The organism is Clostridium sp. AM54-37XD (genome assembly GCF_003478225.1).
In the GTDB taxonomy this organism is placed as follows: Bacteria; Bacillota; Clostridia; order Lachnospirales; family Lachnospiraceae; genus Coprococcus; species Coprococcus ammoniilyticus.
In genome coordinates, this window is record NZ_QUEV01000002.1 from 280,860 (window position 1) to 302,495 (window position 21,636).

Below are 21,636 nucleotides of genomic sequence, written 5' to 3' on the forward strand. Positions count from 1 at the left end.
ATGGATACATCTCGTTATGGAAGCATTTGTTGAGGAATGTCACGAGAGTTTTAGAAAAGCGAGGAAAAGGCAATGGGCGGATTTTTTGGCGTAGCATCAAAGCAGGATTGTGTATTTGACTTGTTCTTTGGTATTGACTACCATTCACATCTGGGAACAAGACGAGGTGGAATGGCAGTATATGGAAAAGACGGATTTAATCGTGCGATCCATAATATTGAGAATGCACCATTTCGGACAAAATTTGATAAGGATGTACAGGAAATGAGCGGTCATATGGGAATCGGATGTATCTCCGATTACGAACCGCAGCCATTGATCGTACGTTCGCATCATGGTACTTATGCACTTACAACAGTTAGTAAGATCAATAACACAGGTGAACTTACAAAGATGCTGTTCAAGAATGGACATTCCCATTTCTTAGAAATGAGTGGTGGGGACATCAATGCAACGGAGCTGATCGCGGCGCTGATCAATCAGAAGGAAAATCTGATCGAAGGAATCCAGTTTGCACTTGACTCTGTCGAGGGTTCGGTATCCATTCTGTTGATGAATCAGGCGGGAATCTATGCAGCCCGGGACAAATACGGCAGAACTCCGGTTGTCATCGGTAAGAAAGAAGATGCCTATTGCATCACCTTTGAGAATTTTGCATATAAAAATCTTGGCTATAAGGACTATAAGGAACTTGGACCGGGAGAGATCGCGGTAGTCACAGATAAGAACTGCATCACGCTTGTAAATCCGAATAAAGAAATGAAGATTTGTACCTTCTTATGGGTATATTACGGATATCCGTCTAGCTCCTACGAAGGCACCAGCGTAGAACAGATGCGTTATAACTGTGGCAAGGCGATGGCGAAGCGTGATAACGTAAAGCCGGATATTGTAGCCGGGGTACCAGATTCCGGTATTGCTCATGCAATCGGCTATGCAAATGAATCCGGAATCCCATTTTCCAGACCATTTATCAAATATACACCAACCTGGCCACGTTCCTTCATGCCAACGATCCAGAGTAAGAGAAATCTGATCGCTAAGATGAAGCTGTTAGCAGTGGATGAACTGATCCGTGATAAGAGCCTTCTGCTGATCGATGACTCGATCGTACGAGGAACCCAGCTTCGTGAAACAACTGAGTTCTTATATGAGAGTGGTGCGAAGGAAGTACATATCCGTCCGGCCTGCCCTCCGTTATTATACGGATGTAAATATCTGAATTTCTCCCGTTCATCATCAGAAATGGATCTGATTACCCGTCGTGTGATCGACCGTCTGGAGAATGGAAATGTAACCGATGAGGTGTTACAGGAGTATGCAGATCCGGAATCCGAGAAATACGAAGTAATGGTTGAGGAGATCCGTAAGGAACTGAACTTTACATCGTTGCGTTTCAATCGCTTGGACGATATGCTGGAATCCGTAGGAATCGATAAGTGCAAGCTGTGTACTTATTGTTGGGATGGTAAAGAATAGAGAAAAATCATTCAGAAAAAGTCAAAAAAATTTAAAATCACTCTTGACAACAAAAAAACAGAGTGCTAAATTAGCAGTTAACAAAGAGCAAATGCAACGAACAGAATACGATCATTAAAAAAGGAGTATTTCAGAGAGTCGTCGGGTGGTGTGAGACGGTGTATGTTTTTAGTGATTATCCTCTGCGAGCAGTGCGCTGAATTCCAGATATGGACATTAGGTGTCACCGGTTTTCTACCGTTACAAAGAAACTTATTTCTACAGTGTGAGCTTATGAGATGAGATTGAGTGGCCATTTTTTTCAAATGGCAAATAAAGTGGTAACGCGGAAGTTTAAAGGCTTTCGTCTTTATGGAATTACATGAAGACGAAAGCTTTTTTTAATTTATAGGAAAGGTCGTCCTATAAAAGATATGTTTTTGTATAAACTCTTTGTGAACATACTATAATCAAGTATCTGCCATATGGCGGAAGGAAGGAGAATGATATGAATAGTTTGGTAATTATTCTTATCGCAGTAGTAGTTTTAGGAGCTGGCTATCTGGGTTACGGAAGATGGCTTGCTAAGAAATGGGGCATAGATGCAAATGCAAAGACCCCGGCCGTTGCAAATGAAGATGGAAAGGATTATGTACCATCATCAAAGCTTACAGTATTTGCACATCAGTTCTCATCCATCGCAGGTGCGGGACCTGTACAGGGACCAATCATTGCGGCAATGTTTGGATGGGTACCGGTTTTACTCTGGCTGTTGGTCGGAGGTGTATTCTTTGGTGCAGTTCAGGATTTCGGTTCTCTGTATGCATCCGTTAAAAATGAAGGTAAGTCCATCGGACTTGTCATTGAGAAGTACATAGGAAAGGCAGGAAGAAGATTTTTCTCACTGTTCTGCTGGCTCTTTACACTCCTTGTTATTGCTGCATTCACATCGATGGTTTCATCTACATTTAACGGATTTACTGCAGGTGCTGATGGAGCAGTGACAAAGAACTTCAACGGTGCAGCAGCAGCTACCGTATCGATGCTGTTCATCGTAGTCGCTATGGTACTTGGCGTTGTCATGAAGACCTGCAAGAACATGAAGGAATGGCTGAAGGCGATCGTAGCGATCGTTCTCATCGTTGCAATGTTTGCAGTAGGTATGAAGCTTCCTTGGTACTTAAATGGTGACCAGTGGAACTACGTTATCATGGCTTATCTGTTCCTCGCATCTGTACTTCCGATGTGGTTACTGATGCAGCCAAGAGATTACATGACAACGTTCATGCTCATTGGTATGTTAGTTGGAGCATTTGTCGGTGTTCTGGTCGGACATCCGGACATGAACCTGAATGCATTCAACGGCTTTACCGTTGTATCATCAACAGGTGCCAAGAGTTATCTGTTCCCAACACTGTTCGTAACGATCGCCTGTGGTGCGGTATCCGGTTTCCACAGCCTTGTTTCATCAGGTACATCTTCAAAGACGATCAGAAATGAAAAGGATATGTTATTTGTAGGTTATGGCGCAATGATCCTTGAAACACTCCTCGGTGTTATCTCACTGATCGTAGTCGGTGCAGTAGCAGTTGGAGGAAAAGCACCGGAAGGACTGACACCATTCCAGATCTTTTCACAGGGTATCGCAGGTTTCCTTGAGAAGTTCGGACTTCCAAATTCAGTCGCAAATGTATTCATGACCATGTGCGTGTCAGCGCTTGCTCTTACATCACTGGATTCCGTTGCACGTATCGGTCGTATGTCATTCCAGGAGCTGTTCATGGGAGATACTACAGATTCATCCCAGATGCCTGTATGGCAGAAGATCCTTACAAATAAGTATTTTGCTACAGTTATAACATTGTTCTTTGGTTACCTTCTCTGCAAGGGTGGATATTCAAATGTATGGCCACTCTTCGGATCAGCAAACCAGATGCTTGCAGCACTTGTACTGATCGGTGTAGCAGTATTCCTCAAGGCAACAAACAGAAAGCATGCAATGCTTTATCCACCAATGCTTATAATGCTTGCTGTAACATTTACAGCTATCGTTCTCAACGTAATCGGAAATATCCAGAAGTTCCAGGCCGGAACCGCTACATTCCTTGTTGAAGGACTTCAGCTCATTGTTGCAGTATTCCTTATCGTACTTGGTATCATTGTAGCAATTACATGTATCAGAAAACTTGTTCTTATGAAGCATGAGAAGACTGCTGAAAAGGAAGCATAAAATAATATTCAAATAAAAAACAATAAACGTAAAATAAATAATAATTCTAAATCGTAAAAATAATATTCATTGAAAAAACTGTGGCGTGGAAGATATACAGATATCCTCCCACCACAGTTTTTGCGTTATAGAGAGGTATATAATAAAAACAATATAATAAGGAAATTTTCTATATAATACTGGATAAACATTTTTTATACATAAGAGTTGTCTTTAAAATACCATGGAATTGACAATCTTTATCAAAACGCGTATGTTTAATTAAATGTTAGTTTATAACTGGATAAAATCAGTTCAAGATAAAAGCAAATAAATCGTCTATTTAAGCAGATAGTGTTTATAATAAAACATGGCACGGGAATATAGCGGTTATCAGTGTATTTAGCAGAAGCGTAGCGAGCATTTCGTAAATGAGGAACACACTAGCAGCGAATGCGGTGTGCTGTTTGAGCCCGAAGGGCGAGTTGCACAGAGAGCATGAGCGGATAAGCCGGTGTGACGAATAGAAAGCGGAGCGTATTTGCTAAATGCACTGGTAACCGCTATATAACCGGGGCATGTTTTATCACAAGAGTAGTGGTTAAATAGACGATTCAGCGAAAAAACAGGAGGTATGAAGATGAAGCTGGTAGTATGTTTTCCGGGAATCGGCTATCACTGCGACAAGCCACTGTTATATTATGGCAGGCGCGTAGCAGAATCCGTAGGATATAAAGAATATAAGAACGTAGAATATGTGAATCGGATCGGAAACGTCAAAGGCGATCCGGTAAAAATGCAGGCAGCATTTGAAGACCTGTACGGACAGACGGAGAAAATATTAAAAGATATAGATTTTTCCGGGTATGACAGCATTTTATTCTTATCAAAAAGTGTAGGAACGATCATTGCGACTACTTATGCAGAGCGGCATAAGATACCATGCAGGCATGTTCTGTATACTCCGCTTGAGGCGACATTTGACAATTGCGCATCTGATCTGTCGGGGAGAGCGATAGCATTTACAGGAACGGCAGATCCGTGGGTGGAGAGCACCGCTGCAATTACAGATCGGTGTCAAAAAGCAGGGATTCCGGTTCATGTGATAGAGAAAGCAAATCATTCCTTAGAGACAGCCGATGTATGGAAGAATCTGAATAATCTGGAAAAAATCATGACGGTGACGGCAGAATTTATTAAATAATGTGTATTGTTTATTGTGATATATGCCACTGCCACCTGTATAGCCTGCAGAATCATAGCGAGCATTTCGTAATGAGGAACACGCTGGCAGCGAATGCGGGTGCCTGTCTGAGCCCGAAGGGCGAGTTGCACAGGAGCATGAGCGGATAGGCGCGTGTGACGAGTAGAAAGCGTAGCGTATTCTGCAGGCTATACAGGTGACAGTGGTATATATCACAATAAACATTTCATCTATAGACTGGCAAAAAATATCTTGACTTTGAGTGAACTCCAAGTGCTATAGTAAGGAAAAGTCAAATGAAGGATGGTGGCGCAGATGACGATCAAGGAAGTAAGTGAGAAATTTGGTATCTCACAGGATACCCTTCGGTATTATGAGCGTGTAGGACTGATTCCACCGGTTACAAGAACTCCGAGTGGAAACAGAGATTATCAGGAATCGGATCTTGGCTGGGTAGAAAATGCAGTTTGTATGCGGAATGCCGGCGTTCCGATCGAGGCATTGATTGAATATGTGAAACTGTATCAGATGGGCGATACGACATTTGAAGCAAGACGGCAGCTATTGCAGGAACAGTATGATGCATTACAGGAACAGAAAGAACAGATCGAGGAGACCATGAAGCGGCTTGCCTATAAGGTATCGCGCTATGAGAAAGCGGTACAGACCGGCGTATTGTCATGGGATAAGGAGGATTGTTAGAAATTATGTATATTGAACAGATTAACGGACCTGAAGATGTAAAAAAATTGAATATAGAAGAAATGACGGCGATGGCAGCAGAGATGCGACAGGCATTGCTGGTTCGTGCAAGTAAGCACGGCGGACATTTTGGACCGAATTTTGGTATGGTAGAAGCAACGATTGCGATGCATTATGTATTTGAGTCACCAAAGGACAAGATCGTATATGATGTATCCCACCAGAGCTATCCGCATAAGATGCTGACAGGCAGAAAGGATGCTTATCTCTACGAAGAACATTACGATGATGTATCCGGATATACAAATCCAAAAGAAAGTGAGCATGATTTCTTTGAGATCGGACATACATCTACATCTGTCAGTCTTGCCTGTGGCCTTGCGAAAGCCAGAGATCTGAAAAAGGAAGATGGCAACGTGATCGCTGTGATCGGTGATGGTTCATTAAGCGGTGGCGAGGCATTGGAAGGTCTTGACTATGCGACTGAGCTTGGTGGCAATCTGATCATTGTTGTAAATGATAATGACATGTCGATCGCTGAGAATCATGGTGGTTTGTATCAGAATTTAAAATTGCTTCGTGAGACAAATGGGCAGGCAGAATGTAATCTGTTCCGTGCAATGGGACTTGATTATGTATATGTAGATAAAGGAAATGATATTGCTGCATTGATCGCAGCATTTGAATCTGTAAAAGACAGTAAGAAACCGGTTGTTGTGCATATTAAAACTTTAAAAGGAAAAGGCTATGCACCGGCAGAACAGAATAAGGAACAGTGGCATTGGTGTATGCCATTTGACCTTGAAACAGGAAAGTCTTTGATGGAATTTGACGGAGAAGATTATTCCGACGTAACCAGAGATTATCTCTTAAAGAAAATGAAGGAAGATCCATCTGTAGTTACGATCACATCGGCAACACCTACCGTTATGGGATTTACAGAGGATAAGAGAAAAGAAGCGGGCAGCCAGTTTATTGATGTAGGTATCGCAGAGGAGACAGCGGTTGCACTGGCATCCGGTATTGCGGCAAATGGCGGCAAGCCTGTATATGGTGTATACAGTTCATTTATCCAGCGGACATATGATCAGTTGACACAGGATCTGTGTATCAACAACAACCCTGCAACGATCGTTGTATTTGCGGGATCTGTATATGGAATGAATGATGTAACACATCTTGGCTTACAGGATATTCCGATGCTTACAAGTATTCCGGGGCTTGTATATCTGGCACCGACAACCAAAGAGGAATATCTGGCAATGCTTGACTGGAGCGTGGAGCAGACAGAGCATCCGGTTGCGATCAAGCTTCCGGGAGCTGCGATGGTATCGGACGGAAAGGCTGTAACAAAGGATTTCAGTCAGTTAAATAAATACGAAGTAATTAAAAAGGGAAGCAAGATTGCCGTTATCGGTGCAGGTACTTTCTATCAGCTTGGAACAGATGCGGCAGCATTGATCGAGGAGCAGACAGGAGTTGCGCCAACCATCATTAACCCGCTGTATGTTTCCGGTGTGGATGAAGAACTCTTGAATGGTCTGAAGAAAGATCATGATATCGTAATTACATTAGAGGACGGTTATCTGGAAGGTGGCTTCGGTCAGAGAATCGCCGGCTTCTATGGTGATTCTGATATGAAGGTTCTGAATTACGGTTTAAAGAAATTCTTCTATGACCGCTACGATGTAAATGAAGTATTAAAAGAAAATCATCTGACAGCAGAACAGATTGCAGAAGATGTGAAGAAGGTTTAACAGTATAAAAAATCGCTTACAGGTAATATTAATCAGAAATAATGTTTGATAAAGGAGATTAAACAATGTCGATGATTAACAGAGAAGTAAGCGATTTTTTTGTGCAAGCATATCAAAATGGTGAATTTAAAACGGTAACCAGGGACGACATATTAGGCGGATGGAGTGTATTTTTCTTCTATCCGGCTGATTTTACATTTGTCTGTCCGACGGAGCTGTCAGATCTGCAGGATAAATATGAGGATTTCAAGGCTGCCGGCTGTGAGGTTTATTCCATATCAACAGATACGCATTTTGTGCATAAGGCATGGCATGATACATCGGAAAAGATTGGAAAGATCACATTTCCGATGTTGGCAGATCCAAATCATGAATTATGTGAAGATTTTGAAGTGATGATCGAATCAGATGGGATGGCAGAACGTGGCAGCTTCGTCATCAACCCGGAAGGACGAATTGTTTCCTATGAAGTCAGTGCAGGAAATGTCGGACGAAATGCAGATGAACTGTTTCGTAAATTGCAGGCATGCCAATTTGTTGCGGAGCATGGAGACGAGGTCTGCCCTGCCAAATGGCAGCCGGGAGAAGCTACGCTGCGTCCAAGTCTGGATCTTGTAGGGAGATTGTAAGAATGAAGAATGAAAATATGTATGATGTGGTGATTGCAGGTGCGGGACCGGCGGGGCTTACAGCAGCCATTTATCTGGCGAGAGCCTGTTATCGGGTGCTTGTTGTTGAGAAAGAGAAGATTGGCGGACAGATCACGATCACAGAAGAAGTGGTGAACTATCCGGGAATAGAGAAAACAGATGGAAAATCCCTGACCGCTGCTATGTACAGACAGGCAGAAAATTTTGGTGCAGAATTCCTGATGGCAGAGGTTGAAAAGCTGGATGTAGATGGAGAATATAAAATCGTGCATACAAATAAGGGCGACTTTTCCTGTTACGGAATTCTGCTCGCAACCGGAGCACATCCGAGAATGATCGGATTTGAGGGGGAGAAACGGTTTAAAGGACGGGGCGTAGCTTATTGCGCAACTTGTGATGGAGAGTTCTTCACCGGCAAGGAAATATTTGTTGTGGGTGGCGGTTATGCTGCTGCGGAGGAAAGTGTATTCCTTACCAAGTATGCCAGCCATGTGACGATATTGATCCGGGGTGAAGATTTTTCCTGCCCTAAATCATCGGCGGATAAAGCCAGAGCAAATGAAAAAATTACGGTGCTTACCAGTACTGAGATCGTCCGTGCGGAGGGTGAAGATGTCCTGACAACACTGGTGTATAAAAATGTGAAAACAGGAGAAGAAAGTGTATATCATGCGCCAAAAGGAGATACGTTTGGTATTTTCGTATTTGCTGGATACGAGCCGGAGACTTCGTTGCTGCAGGGAAAAGCAGAGATTGATGAAAAGGGATATGTAATTACGGATGCTTCCAGACAGACCAGTATATCGGGTGTTTATGCGGCTGGCGATGTCTGCCAGAAAAATCTTCGTCAGGTAGTGACGGCAGTCGGTGATGGTGCAGTTGCAGCGACAGAGCTTGAACGGTATGTGGCAGCCATGCAGAAAAAGAATGGAGCAAAGCAATCACGGAATTTGCGGGAAAATAAACAATCAAAGGAGAAGAATGTTACACAGGAGAAAAAGCGTGAAGGAATGCAGCCTGTGGTCGCTGAAGATACCGGATATGAAATGCATAAAACTGGACAACAGAAACAGCCGGAAGCAGAAGATTCATTGTCGGACGAGTTCTTTGATGAAGAGACGGAAAAGCAGTTAGATGGGGTCTTTGACCGCATGGCGAATCCGCTGATCCTGAAATTATATCTGAATCAGAAGCAGGAGTCAGTGCAGCTAAAACAATATATGGAAGCTATGAGCAGACGAACCGAAAAGCTCAGTGTAATCGTAGCAGAGGAAGGGGCAGACGGGGATTCTGTTCCGGCAAACGAACGACCATTCGTCAGAATTCTGCGGGAAGACGGAAGTGATACCGGGCTTGGCTTCCATGGTGTACCGGGTGGACATGAATTCACTTCTTTTGTGATTGGATTGTATAATGCTGCCGGACCGGGACAAGAAGTGGATGCACAGATTATGGAGCGTATTCATGCGATCAAAAAGCCGCTTAATATCAAGATTCTTGTAACACTTGCCTGTTCCATGTGTCCGGATCTTGTCACCGCGGCACAGAAAATAGCCGCAGAAAATCCACAGGTTACAGCAGAGATTTACGATGTGATGCTATATCCATCTTATCAGAAACGCTATAAGGTTATGAGCGTACCGTGCCTTGTTGTGAACGATGAACATGTAGCATTTGGAAGAAAGACATTACCGGGGCTATTAGACTATTTGGATGAGATTTTATAAAATAATAGAGCATCTCTTTACTGGATATATATTCGGTAAAGGGATGCTCCTTTTATTTTGAAATAAGGCTACCGCAATCCCACTGGCTTTAGACGGTGGGTTAAGGTAGCCAAAAATCAGAAATTATTGTATACTCATGGCATGGGAACATGGAAATCTAAAAACAGACACAAATACCTATTACAATATCACATTATTTTCGTCTGCAAATATAGGAAGAAATTACTGGTTTCGAGACAGATGTCAGATGATATACAGCAGTTTTCATATGAGATAAATCAAGGTTGAGAAAGAGGGTGACAGTGGATGTTAAAGGCATATAAATACAGAATATACCCGAATAATGAGCAGAAAATACAGATTGCAAAAACATTTGGCTGTTGCCGTTTTGTATATAATCAGACACTGGCATACCGGAAAGAAGTATATGAGAAAGAGAAAAAATCAGTTAGTAAAACTGACTGTAACAATTACTGCAACAGACAATTAAAGAAAGAATATGAATGGCTGAAAGAAGTGGATAAATTTGCTCTGACAAATGCGATTTACAACATGGATGCTGCATACCAGAAATTTTTTAAGGAACATACAGGTTATCCGAAGTTTAAGAGTAAACACGATAATCATAAGTCATATACAACAAATTTTACGAATGGCAATATAACAGTAGATTTCGTGTGCAATAGAGTAAAACTGCCTAAATTAAAAGGTATAAAAGCAAAACTGCATAGAAATTTTAGCGGACAGATAAAATCGGCAACGATATCACAAGTTCCGAGTGGAAAATATTATGTATCAATTTTAGTGGAAACAGAACACGTGGAACTGGCACATACAAATCAAAATACAGGAATAGATTTAGGTATTAAGGAGTTATGTATTACTTCTGATGGAAAGAAATACGAAAATCCCAAAATTATCAGAAAATATGAAAAGAAACTGATAAAACTGCAAAGACAGTTAGCCCATAAAGAGAAAAGAAGTCAAAACTACTACAAAATAAAGGAAAAGATAGCATTATGCCATGAAAAAATAACAAATACCAGAAAAGATTATCTGCACAAGATGTCCCATGAGATTATCAGCGAAAACCAAGTGATAGTTTCGGAAAATTTGCAGATAAAAAACATGGTAAAAAATCACCATTTGGCAAAGTCCATAAGTGATGTATCATGGTATGAGCTGACAAGACAGTTAGAATATAAGGCAAAGTGGAATGGAAGAAAATATGTCAAAATAGATACATTCTATGCCAGTAGTCAGTTGTGTTCCGTCTGTGGATACCAAAATACAGAAACAAAAAAACTGTCCGTAAGGGAATGGATATGTCCTGTCTGTGGAACAAATCATGACAGAGATATCAATGCGGCAAAGAATATACTGGAAGAAGGATTAAGACAAATAGCATAAAAATAATAATATAGGGCAGGGACTGCCCGAATTAACGCCTGTGGAGATAGTAGGTTACGAGGTCTGCGAAGCAGGAAGCCCATTGGCTTTAGACAATGGGTAGTTCACAGAGGAAACGGCAAAGAATAGGAGATGATTTCTATGGGTTCATTATTTGATGATTTAAAACAGGGATTGGAAGAAGCAATAGAGTATGAAAAAGGACAGGGAAAAGCTCGCGTAAAAACATATATGATAATGCCAGTGAAAGAATATTCAAATACAGAAATTCGTGAGATCAGGATGCGGGCAGGAATGACACAGGGAGTTTTTGCATCTTATATGGGTGTTTCGAAGAAAACAGTAGAGGCATGGGAGTGTGGCAGAACACACCCAACCGGACCAGCGTTTCGTTTGCTTGATATCTTAGCTTCCGAAGATCTGGATGAAACAGAATTTGTAGTAGCAAAATAATAAGAAGAAAAAATAAAAAGAACGTCCTTCTGCCTGGTATCAATGTTTATTAATATAACATCAGTGAGATTTCGTTGTGCGGTGCACATAACCAGATCAGAGTAAGCTACACTAAGCTCAAACTACGCTAACGCTTGTTTTCACTAAGTGTACTTACATGGCACGCACTAACCTCAGACTTCGCGTTAACGCTCGTCTTCACTAAGTGCTCCGCTCAGCCGCAGGCGAGTTAGCACAGGAGTATTTACGAATAAGTTATGTGCAACAAACAGAAATCGTAACGAGTTATATAATGGGCATTGATACCAGGCAGAAGGACGTTCTTTTCGTTTTGAAAACTTACATTTGTGTACAACAGGATACAGATAGGATATAATTGCCATGTATGATAGGTTCAGAATCTAAGATATCAAAAGATTTAAAAATGAATTCTGGAAATGGGGAACGTTATGAGTTACAACATTTTACTTGTAGAAGATGAAGCAGGAATTGCAGAGGGCATCATGGATTACATGAAAGAGAGTGAGATCATATTTACCTGGGCGGCGGACGGAGACGAGGCACTTGCTCTGGTGTACGAACATGAATATAATCTGGCACTTTTAGATGTGATGCTGCCGGGGGCAGATGGATTTGAGATATGCAGAGCCATCCGGGCAAAGAGCTACGTTCCGATCATTTTTCTGACAGCCAGAGGCAGAGAAGAAGACCGGCTTTACGGGTACGATCTCGGTTGTGATGATTACGTTGTGAAACCATTTTCCATGGCAGAGCTTCAGGCGAAGATCCAGTCATTTTTGCGTAGGTCGAAAGGCTTGTGGACGAAGGATCAGGTGATCCAGGTGGGAGCCATCAGGATGTATCCGGACAGACTGCTTGTTGAGGCAGCAGGAGAAGAGGTCCGGCTTGCACCAAAAGAATATGCGATGCTCAAATACCTGATGGAGCATAAGGGCATGATCGTGACAAGGGATGATATGCTTGTCCGGTTGTGGGGCTATGATTACGATGGTGGCGACCGTGTGGTTGACAACCATGTAAAGAAGCTTCGCAAAGCACTTGGTGACAGCGGCAAACTGATAAAGACTATATTTGCAAAAGGATATCGGATGGAGTAATCAGATTAGAGAGGTGGACTATCATATGAAGAAAAAAGAAAAGAAATATTATGGAAAAAAGAAGAAGTTTTATTCTTTCTTTTTAAAGATTTTTATTCCGTTTATTATTGTAACATCGATACTTGGGGGTATCATTACAGCATTTTTAAACCTGACATTTCAGAATAATATATCGAGCAATGTGCAGGCAGCAGAAAAGACGGTCCGTCAGGCAGGCGTAAAATACTGGGATATTTATCAGACGGAGCTTGAAGAACAGAAAGACGCAGAGTACGAGTTCCAGACACCGTATAATCATTATATTGGAAATATGATATATTTGAATAATCTGTCAATGGCTGTGTTAAATGACAGCGAGGTGGTCAGTATGCAGGGATTTATTCATCTGTATCAGAAGGACGATGCCGGTAATCTGACCGAGATCACGGATCAGAAGGATAAGGTATTTCTTCAGATCAATGATACATCTGAGAACAAATATATGTTGTATTGTGATAATGATATATTTGGAACTGCTGTTCCTGAAATGAAGGATATGTCTACGGATTTTTCATTCAATAAAATGAATGAGGTCTATGTGTCAGGAATGCAGTTTTATCCGGCTTCCTATACCTGTTTTGCAGATGGGGAGGAACAGAAAAGAACGGTATCAGAGATACCGGATGGTTATGTGAAGCTGGATCAGAGTTCGGAATTTACCATTCCGCATGGAGTCGTTGGCTGTATACCAATATCGTTAAAGGTTGACCGGTATACAGGTACGGATGATATCGTGAATGATTATCAGAATAATTCCAATTGGGAATATGTGGAAGATACAGAAAAATGTTCATACGGCACACATGTAGTCTATGCATTTCCTATCAACAATGATAATACTGCTTTTGCGGTCATAGATTATCATTATAATATTGCAAAGTCATTGATGGGACATATGATCATTTACACATGGCTTGGAGTAGTGCTTGGAAGTGCATTGATCTCACTTGTGATCGCATATATAATGTACAGATCTTATAAATCAGCGTATGATATGGAGCAGTACAGACGAACAACTTCAAATGCGATGGCGCATGATCTCAAAAGCCCGCTTGCCGTTATTTCTCTGTATGCCGAGAATCTGAAATCAGGAAAGAATCCTGAGAAGAACCAGTATTATATGGATGGGATATTAAATGAAGTAAAGGCAATGAATGAACAGGTTGCATCCATACTTGATATGGCAAAGGCAGAGGATCTAAATACAGAGCTTCATAAGACTAAAGTTGATATTGGAAGCATCATAAATACGGCAGCAGAGGTATATGCGGAAACAATTAAAACTAAAAATATCAGGCTTGACATTCAGGGAAGCTGCCAGATCGATGCAGACGAGACTCTGATGTATCAGGCAATTATGAATATGATGGATAATGCGGTTAAGTATGTTACAAAGGATGGAAAGATCACAGTTCAGATGAGCAATGAGAGCCTTTCCATTCAGAATACAAGTGAGCCGATTCCGGAAGATGTTTTAAAGAGTATCTGGAATCCATTTGTCAAAGGGGATAACAGCAGACATGGACACAAAGGAACCGGGCTTGGCTTATCCATCGTCAAAACCATCATGGATCGCCATGGATTTACCTGTGAGATGAAAAACGCAGGTGACGGTGTGAAAGTGAAAATTAGGTTTTAGTAGAAATAAGTTATTTGTTTTATTTGAATAGGATACATTTTTGTGATATCGCCATACCATATAAGTGTGGCAAGTCACAGTTATGGACTGGTCGAAAGACCCAGATCCAACCAAAAGAACAGGCGGGGGAACTCCCCGCCGTTTTGTTTTTTAGAACGATATATGTTTAAACAACGCAACTGCACATAATACAATGGCAAGTGGTACATAGAGGTAGCGTCCGATGGAATACCAGAGTGTGCCACGATTCTTTTTGCTGCCGCAGTTAACAGCTTCGAGCAGTTCATCCTTCTTCATGACATAGAACCATGAGACAGCGCCGATGGTTGCGCCGATCGGGATAATGTAGATCGAAACAATATCCATCCAAGGTCCCCATTTGGAGATCATTTCCATACCGATGCCGCAGCCAAGGCATAACACACCGATGATGATCAGGACTGCGGTACGGCTGAGCTTCGGAAACTGGTGTAAGAGTGATTCAGCAACCGCCTCAAACATATTCTGAAGGGAGCTTACACCTGCGAAGATCATGCTATATACAGGATAATTGCAAATAACCGTCCGAGCGGAATATTCTGTAAGATGGTCGGCAGGGTGACAAAGAGAAGACTTGGACCTGCTCCGACATCAACGCCATAAGAGAAACATGCCGGGATAATGACCAGTGCTGCGACAACGGCAGCGATCGTATCAAAGATCGCGGTATGTCTTGCAACTCCGACAACATCTTCATCCTTTGACAGATAAGCTCCATAGACGATCATGCCGCTTCCCGTAACTGACAGGGAGAAGAATGCTTGTCCCATTGCCCAGATCCAGATCATAGGATCAGCAAGCTTCGTCCAGTCCGGTGTGAACATGAACTTATATCCTTCCGCTGCACCCGGAAGCATGGCAACACGGACAGCAAGGATCAGAAAAATGATGAAAAATAATGGCATCATGATCTTATTTGTTTTCTCTATGCTATGTGCTCCAAAGAACAGAGTCAGAAGCGTTCCAGCTACCACGATAATATGAAGCGGGATCACGGAGAACGGCTTGGATGAAAATGAATCAAACCAGACTGCTGTATCTTCATGCATTAAAGTTCCGATCAGAGAATCGAGGAAGGCTTTTAAAATATAGGAAACAATGATCGCATAACCGATGGCGATACATAAGGAGCCTGCAAGTGGAAGCCAGCCAAGCAGTCCACCGGCAGTACCGGCTTTTTTACCTCTTGTTTCCCATGCATATTTATAAGCACCAAGTGTTCCTGTTCCGGCTCTTCGTCCGACTGCAAATTCGGTCGGAAGTGCCACATAGCTGAATATAAAGATAAAAAGCAGGTAGATCAGCAGAAATGCGCCGCCACCATTACTTCCCAATTTATTTGGAAATCCCCAGACATTTGCCATACCAACGGCAGAACCAACAGAAGCCAGAATGAATCCCCATCTGCTTCCAAAACTTTTCGTATTTTTATTACTCATAAACTAACCCTATCTATTTCTTTATTATATAGATGATTGCGTAATTCAGATTTATAAACTAGCATGAATGGTTTGACTTACCAAAACAGTGGCATTTGAGTCCGCCGGTCCTTAGATGGCACATAAGTGGCATCTTAGTACCGTTGCAGGACGAAACGAGCGGAAGCGTCCACTGGTTGGTAATGTCAGAATCATTTATGCATATTAGTAACTAATGCTTACGCAATTATCTATACGTGCCATACTGTTCCAGTTTAAAGGTTTACAGTCGAAAAAGCAACAAAAATATTATTCACCTATTGACATGGTAGGTGAATAGGAATATTATCTTTGTAGCATAATTTGGAAAGAGGGAGAAATACTATGGTCATCTCGTCAAAAGGACGGTATGCATTACGCGTTATGGTTTATCTGGCGGTAAATCATGATGGCAGTTTTATACCACTAAAAGAAATATCACAACACGAAGAGCTGTCACAGAAATATCTGGAAAGTATCACCCGGATGCTGTCAAAAGCACATCTGATCGAAGCAGCAAGCGGACATGGAGGTGGCTATCGTCTGACCAGAGAACCGGAGGAATACAGTGTGGGAGAGATCCTCAAACTGACCGAAGGAACCCTTGCACCGGTATCCTGCCTGAAGGATGATTCAGTACCGTGTGACCGGTCGGAATTATGTTATACATTACCGATCTGGCAAGGACTTGCCGATCTGATCAATAATTATTTTGATAATATGACACTTGCCGATGTGGCAGGAAAAGCCGGACAAACAGTGAAAGAATAGATGAATATACAGGAGGCACGAATATGTCAGAGAAACAGTTATTAAATGTAAAGAATTTATATGTAGATGTAGAGGAGAAGCAGATCCTTCACGGTGTAGATCTGTCAATCGGAAAAGGTGAGACGCACGTTCTCATGGGGCCAAACGGAACAGGTAAATCAACACTCGGCTATGCACTCATGGGAAATCCAAGATATACCATAAAGAGCGGAGAGATCTGGTTTCAGGGTAAAAATATTACAGAGGCTCCTGTCAATGAGCGTGCGAAAGCAGGAATCTTCCTGTCCTTCCAGAATCCACTTGAGGTTCCGGGTGTGACTTTAAGTTCATTTATCAGAAATGCATTGGAGCAGAAAACAGGAAAAAGACAGCGTTTATATGATTTCAAGAAAGAACTGGAGCGTACAATGGAGATCCTTCAGATGAATCCAGCTTATGCAGAACGTGATCTGAATGTTGGATTTTCCGGTGGTGAGAAAAAGAAGGCAGAGATCTTACAGCTCCTGATGCTGAAGCCTTCACTTGCAATTCTTGATGAGACAGATTCCGGTCTGGATGTTGATGCTGTAAGAACAGTATCCGCCGGTATTGAAGAATATCAGAAGAACTGCAAGGGCAGTCTTTTGATCATCACACACAGCACTAAGATTCTGGAGTCCTTATCCGTTGATCATACACACGTTATGGTAGAGGGTAAGATCATACAGACTGGTGATGCATCTCTGGTAGAGGAGATCAACCGGAATGGATTTGCAAAATACGAGAAGACAGAGCAGAACCTGTAGTCTTTGAAAGGAGCATCCGATAGAAATGAAAGAAAAAACATATGTAGAAGACATAGACAGAAATATATATGACTTCAAAGATGATGAAAAAGATGCTTATAAGATCAAGGCAGGACTGACACCTGAGATCGTTGAGCAGCTTTCAAAAGAAAAACATGATCCGGCATGGATGCAGACCTTCCGTCTGGAATCCCTGCAGATCTATAACAATATGGAAGTACCGGACTGGGGACCATCGATCGAAGGTCTGAATATGGATAACATCGTAACCTATGTCAGACCAAATACAAATATGAAAGCAAAATGGTCTGATGTGCCGGAAGATATCAAGAATACATTTGAACGACTGGGCATCCCACAGGCAGAGAGAAAATCTCTTGCAGGTGTCGGAGCACAGTATGATTCCGAACTGGTATACCACAATGTCCGTCAGGAGGTAGCAGAAAAGGGTGTTGTATATACCGATATGGAGAGTGCATTGAATGGCGAATATGCAGATATGGTAAGAAAGCATTTTATGAAGCTGGTTCGCCCAAATGACCACAAGTTCGCAGCTCTTCATGGTGCTGTATGGTCAGGCGGTTCCTTTGTATATGTGCCAAAGGGAGTATCGGTAGAGATCCCGTTGCAGTCTTATTTCCGTCTGAATGCACCGGGAGCCGGACAGTTTGAACATACCCTTATCATCGTGGATGAGGGCGCGGATCTTCATTTCATCGAAGGCTGTTCTGCACCAAAATATAACGTAGCAAATCTCCATGCCGGATGCGTGGAATTATTTGTTGGTAAGAATGCGAAGCTTCGTTATTCCACGATTGAGAACTGGTCAAAGAATATGTACAACCTGAATACAAAACGTGCGGTTGTAGAGGAAGGCGGAACGATCGAATGGGTTTCCGGATCCTTCGGATCGCATGTATCCTATCTGTATCCAATGAGTATCCTGAAAGGAAAGGGTGCGAAGATGGAGTTTACCGGTATCACATTTGCCGGAAAAGGACAGAATCTGGATACCGGAGCAAAGGTCGTTCACAGCGCACCGGATACCAGTTCCTACATTAATACAAGATCTATTTCAAAGGATGGAGGTATCAGTACTTTCCGTTCTTCCGTTGTAGTAGCAAAGGAAGCAGAGAATGCCAAGGCAGCAGTATCCTGTCAGTCGCTGATGCTGGATTCTATTTCAAGATCCGATACGATCCCTGCGATGGACATCCGTACCAGAAAGGCAAATGTAGGACATGAGGCACAGATCGGCAGTATCAGTGATGATGCGGTATTCTATCTGATGTCCCGTGGTATGAGTGAGGAAGATGCCAGAGCTTGTATCGTCAGCGGATTTGCGGACAACGTATCAAAGGAGCTTCCGCTGGAATATGCTTTGGAAATGAACAATCTGATCCGTCTGGAAATGAAGGGCAGTATAGGTTAGGAGGAAATGAGCAATGGACAAGAATACGATCAATATTAATAAACTTCCATCCAAAACATGGTACTGGCTTCATATGAATGATACAAAGGTTTCATGGAATCCGGAGATAGCACCATGTAAGGTGACGGTAGAGGAAACATTTGAAGATAAAGAGACAAACAGCCTGATATCCGGGGATGCAGCAGAATTTGCCACAGTTGAGAGTGGAGCAGGAAGAGAGGCTGATCCGATTTTTGCAGATGCGCAGACAGAAAAAACAGTTCTGACTGCTTTGGACAAAGACGCAAAGGCAACAATCCGTCTGGCTGTTGATGGAACGACAGCAGCATCTGCGGCAGGTGCATGTTATCTGACAGCAGAAGAAGGTACGGATACAACCATAATTGAGACATTTACAAAGAAAAGTGCGCAGGCAGGTTCACTGGCATATCGTACGATGATACAGGCAAAGAAAGACAGCCGTGTTCGTCTGGTACAGGTATTTATGCAGGATGAAGAACAGACTCTGTTAAATGATATCGGTTGTGTCTGCGATGAAAATGCAAAGTTCGATATCCTTCAGATCTTTATCGGAAAAGGTGATCTCTATAACGGAATCCGTACAGATCTTAAGGGTACAGGAGCAGATACACAGGTCGAGATCGGATACCTCGGACAGAAGACACAGAAGATCGATGTGAACCTGATCATAAATCACTTCGGTAAGAAGACGAATTGTGAGATCCAGGTAGATGGAACCTTAAAGGATGCAGCAGAGAAAGTATTTCGTGGAACGATCGATTTCAAGAACGGTGCATCCGAATCCACAGGTGCAGAGACAGAAAATGTACTCCTGCTTGGTGATGATGTGATCAATAAGACAATCCCGATCATTCTCTGTGCAGAGGAGGATGTAGAAGGTTCTCACGGTGCAACGATCGGTGAACTGGACGAGGAGACATTATTTTATTTTGAATCAAGAGGCATCGACAAGGAGACTGCGGAGGATATCATGACACGCGGCAAATTCGAGATGTTATATCGCCACATAGGAGACGAGCAGACACAGAAGCTGGTAGAAGCACAGCTTGCGGAGGTAATGGCAGATGATAGAGAAGAATTATAAAGAGGATTTTCCGTTATTACAGACAAATAAAACCATTTATATAGACAATGCGGCTACAGCACAGAAGCCGGCAGTTGTAATTGAAGCAGAGAAGCGTTTTTATGAAGAAAGCAATGCAAATCCGCTTCGTGGTTTCTATCCGCTGAGCCTTGCAGCAACAGAAGCATATGAAGATGCCAGAAAAGTTGTGCGTGATTTTATTCATGCAGATTCTGAAAAAGAAATCATCTTTACAAGAAATACAACAGAGAGTCTGAACCTTGTTGCATACAGCTATGCATGCAGTCATTTGAAAGCAGGAGATGAGATCGCAGTCAGCATCATGGAGCATCATAGCAACATTCTCCCATGGCAGATGGCAGCGAGAATGACAGGTGCAACGGTCCGGTATCTGAACTGTGAGAAGGACGGTACTTTGACAGATGAGACATTTGCAGCAGGAATCAATGAGAAGACAAAGCTTGTAGCAATCGGACAGGTATCCAATGTTCTCGGCTGTGTGAATCCGATCAAGAAGATCGCAAAGCTTGCACATGCGGTCGGCGCGGTTATTGTAGTAGATGCGGCACAGAGCGCACCGCATATGCCGATCGATGTCAAAGATCTGGATGCGGATTTTCTTGCATTTTCCGGTCATAAGCTGATGGGACCGATGGGTATCGGCGTGTTATATGGAAAAAAAGCATTACTGGAAGAGATGCCGCCATTTATGACAGGTGGCGAGATGATCCAGTCCGTAACGACAGAAGGAGCGGTATGGGCTGAGCTTCCGCATAAGTTCGAGGCAGGAACTGTAAATGCAGCCGGTGCAGCCGGACTTGCAGCCGCAATTTCATATATTAATAAGATTGGATTTGAGACAATCGAGCAGAGAGAACTGGAACTGACCCGACATGCGATGGAAGGACTTGCAAAGATTCCGCATGTTCATGTGATCGGCTCAGAAGATCCTGCAAACCATACCGGTATTGTGGCATTTACGATCGACAATGTACATCCACATGATGTCAGTGAGATCATGGCAGCAGATGGTATCGATGTTCGTGCCGGACACCATTGTGCACAGCCATTGCTTACTTATCTGAAGGTGTATAATACAACAAGAGCCAGCTTTATGTTCTACAATACGATAGAAGAAGTCGATGCATTTGTAGAGAGTGTTGCAAATGTCAGAAGGAGAATGGGATATGGAGAATAGAAGTTTTTATAATGAGATCCTGACGGAGCACAATATCCGACCGGAATTCAAGCATGATCTTCCGGATGCGAACATTGTACTGGAAGGTGTAAACCCGAACTGTGGGGATGATATCTGGTTGAAATTAAAAGTAGAAAACGGAATTATCGAAGACGGAGCATTTGTCGGAGACGGCTGTGCAATCTCACAGGCGTCCGCAGATATCATGCTCGGCATGATTGTTGGCAAGACCGAGGAAGAAGCGTTGAAGCTTGGAAAACTTTTCTTAAAGATGATACAGGGCGAAGCAACCGATGAAGAAATCGACGAACTCGAAGAAGCTTCCGCTTTAAAAGACATTTCCCATATGCCTGCCCGTGTAAAATGCGCAGTCCTTGGTTGGCATACCCTGAAGGAAGCATTAAAAAAATAAACGAAAAACAGCTACTGTCATATGTCAGACGACATAGATAGTAGCTGTTTTAAAGTTTTCAGTTATTCACG

At 42.5% G+C, this 21,636-nt stretch carries 19 protein-coding genes and 1 other annotated feature; of the genes, 17 read left to right on the top strand and 2 right to left on the bottom strand.

All coding sequences use genetic code 11. From position 1 onward, the window contains the following. The first annotated feature begins 72 nt into the window (after window positions 1–72). The 11 genes from DXA07_RS03025 (at window position 73) to DXA07_RS03080 (ending at window position 14,366) form a co-directional block, all read left to right on the top strand. Complete coding sequence (locus tag DXA07_RS03025) at window positions 73–1,479, top strand: amidophosphoribosyltransferase (RefSeq protein ID WP_118483327.1); 1,407 nt, start codon at window positions 73–75, stop codon at window positions 1,477–1,479. 87 nt (window positions 1,480–1,566) lie between these two features. After that, window positions 1,567–1,833, top strand: a binding site (T-box leader). Between the two features lie 133 nt (window positions 1,834–1,966). Beyond that, the gene (locus tag DXA07_RS03030) at window positions 1,967–3,688 is read left to right on the top strand and encodes a carbon starvation CstA family protein (protein WP_118483329.1); all 1,722 of its coding nucleotides are present in this window, start codon (window positions 1,967–1,969) and stop codon (window positions 3,686–3,688) included. Between the two features lie 619 nt (window positions 3,689–4,307). Beyond that, window positions 4,308–4,871: an alpha/beta hydrolase gene (locus tag DXA07_RS03035; protein ID WP_118483331.1), complete on the top strand. Its 564-nt coding sequence runs from the start codon at window positions 4,308–4,310 to the stop codon at window positions 4,869–4,871. A gap of 315 nt (window positions 4,872–5,186) precedes the next feature. Beyond that, window positions 5,187–5,573: a MerR family transcriptional regulator gene (locus DXA07_RS03040; RefSeq protein WP_118483333.1), complete on the top strand. Its 387-nt coding sequence runs from the start codon at window positions 5,187–5,189 to the stop codon at window positions 5,571–5,573. Window positions 5,574–5,578: 5 nt separating this feature from the next. After that, window positions 5,579–7,330 (top strand): 1-deoxy-D-xylulose-5-phosphate synthase, encoded by a 1,752-nt coding sequence (locus tag DXA07_RS03045; RefSeq protein WP_118483335.1) that lies wholly within the window; start codon window positions 5,579–5,581, stop codon window positions 7,328–7,330. Window positions 7,331–7,395: 65 nt separating this feature from the next. Next, window positions 7,396–7,959 carry an alkyl hydroperoxide reductase subunit C gene (gene ahpC / locus DXA07_RS03050; protein ID WP_118483337.1) on the top strand — a complete coding sequence of 188 codons (564 nt, stop codon included), beginning with the start codon at window positions 7,396–7,398 and terminating at the stop codon, window positions 7,957–7,959. A gap of 2 nt (window positions 7,960–7,961) precedes the next feature. Next, on the top strand, window positions 7,962–9,707 hold the full coding sequence (locus tag DXA07_RS03055) for an FAD-dependent oxidoreductase (protein WP_118483339.1): 1,746 nt from the start codon (window positions 7,962–7,964) through the stop codon (window positions 9,705–9,707). Between the two features lie 306 nt (window positions 9,708–10,013). After that, on the top strand, window positions 10,014–11,117 hold the full coding sequence (tnpB, locus tag DXA07_RS03065) for an IS200/IS605 family element RNA-guided endonuclease TnpB (protein ID WP_118483340.1): 1,104 nt from the start codon (window positions 10,014–10,016) through the stop codon (window positions 11,115–11,117). Window positions 11,118–11,258: 141 nt separating this feature from the next. Then, the gene (locus tag DXA07_RS03070; RefSeq protein ID WP_021944812.1) at window positions 11,259–11,570 is read left to right on the top strand and encodes a helix-turn-helix domain-containing protein; all 312 of its coding nucleotides are present in this window, start codon (window positions 11,259–11,261) and stop codon (window positions 11,568–11,570) included. A gap of 449 nt (window positions 11,571–12,019) precedes the next feature. Continuing rightward, window positions 12,020–12,688 carry a response regulator transcription factor gene (locus tag DXA07_RS03075; protein ID WP_118483342.1) on the top strand — a complete coding sequence of 223 codons (669 nt, stop codon included), beginning with the start codon at window positions 12,020–12,022 and terminating at the stop codon, window positions 12,686–12,688. Window positions 12,689–12,713: 25 nt separating this feature from the next. Further along, a complete protein-coding gene (locus DXA07_RS03080) occupies window positions 12,714–14,366 on the top strand; it encodes a HAMP domain-containing sensor histidine kinase (RefSeq protein WP_118483344.1) in 1,653 nt (550 codons plus the stop codon). A gap of 150 nt (window positions 14,367–14,516) precedes the next feature. On the opposite strand, the gene DXA07_RS13910 is transcribed toward DXA07_RS03080, so the two are convergent. After that, on the bottom strand, window positions 14,517–14,900 hold the full coding sequence (locus DXA07_RS13910; protein ID WP_348980728.1) for a hypothetical protein: 384 nt from the start codon (window positions 14,898–14,900) through the stop codon (window positions 14,517–14,519). Further along, a complete protein-coding gene (locus tag DXA07_RS03085; protein WP_348980729.1) occupies window positions 14,897–15,844 on the bottom strand; it encodes a sodium-dependent transporter in 948 nt (315 codons plus the stop codon). Before DXA07_RS03085 ends, DXA07_RS13910 begins: the two co-directional genes overlap by 4 nt. 363 nt (window positions 15,845–16,207) lie before the next feature. On the opposite strand from DXA07_RS03085, the gene DXA07_RS03090 reads away from it, so the two are divergent. The 6 genes from DXA07_RS03090 to sufU are packed head-to-tail and all read left to right on the top strand — an operon-like array spanning window position 16,208 to window position 21,565. Then, complete coding sequence (locus DXA07_RS03090) at window positions 16,208–16,633, top strand: Rrf2 family transcriptional regulator (RefSeq protein ID WP_021943695.1); 426 nt, start codon at window positions 16,208–16,210, stop codon at window positions 16,631–16,633. A 23-nt stretch (window positions 16,634–16,656) separates the two neighbouring features. Continuing rightward, window positions 16,657–17,418, top strand: a complete 762-nt coding sequence (gene sufC / locus DXA07_RS03095; RefSeq protein WP_118483346.1) for a Fe-S cluster assembly ATPase SufC — start codon at window positions 16,657–16,659, stop codon at window positions 17,416–17,418. 25 nt (window positions 17,419–17,443) lie between these two features. After that, window positions 17,444–18,850, top strand: coding sequence for a Fe-S cluster assembly protein SufB (sufB, locus tag DXA07_RS03100; RefSeq protein ID WP_021943693.1), 1,407 nt, complete (start codon window positions 17,444–17,446; stop codon window positions 18,848–18,850). A gap of 13 nt (window positions 18,851–18,863) precedes the next feature. Next, window positions 18,864–19,955 carry a SufD family Fe-S cluster assembly protein gene (locus DXA07_RS03105; protein ID WP_118483348.1) on the top strand — a complete coding sequence of 364 codons (1,092 nt, stop codon included), beginning with the start codon at window positions 18,864–18,866 and terminating at the stop codon, window positions 19,953–19,955. Then, complete coding sequence (locus DXA07_RS03110) at window positions 19,936–21,153, top strand: SufS family cysteine desulfurase (RefSeq protein ID WP_118483350.1); 1,218 nt, start codon at window positions 19,936–19,938, stop codon at window positions 21,151–21,153. Before DXA07_RS03105 ends, DXA07_RS03110 begins: the two co-directional genes overlap by 20 nt. Further along, window positions 21,143–21,565: a Fe-S cluster assembly sulfur transfer protein SufU gene (sufU, locus tag DXA07_RS03115; protein WP_182427491.1), complete on the top strand. Its 423-nt coding sequence runs from the start codon at window positions 21,143–21,145 to the stop codon at window positions 21,563–21,565. The genes DXA07_RS03110 and sufU overlap by 11 nt, the downstream gene beginning before the upstream one ends. Window positions 21,566–21,636: the final 71 nt, after the last annotated feature.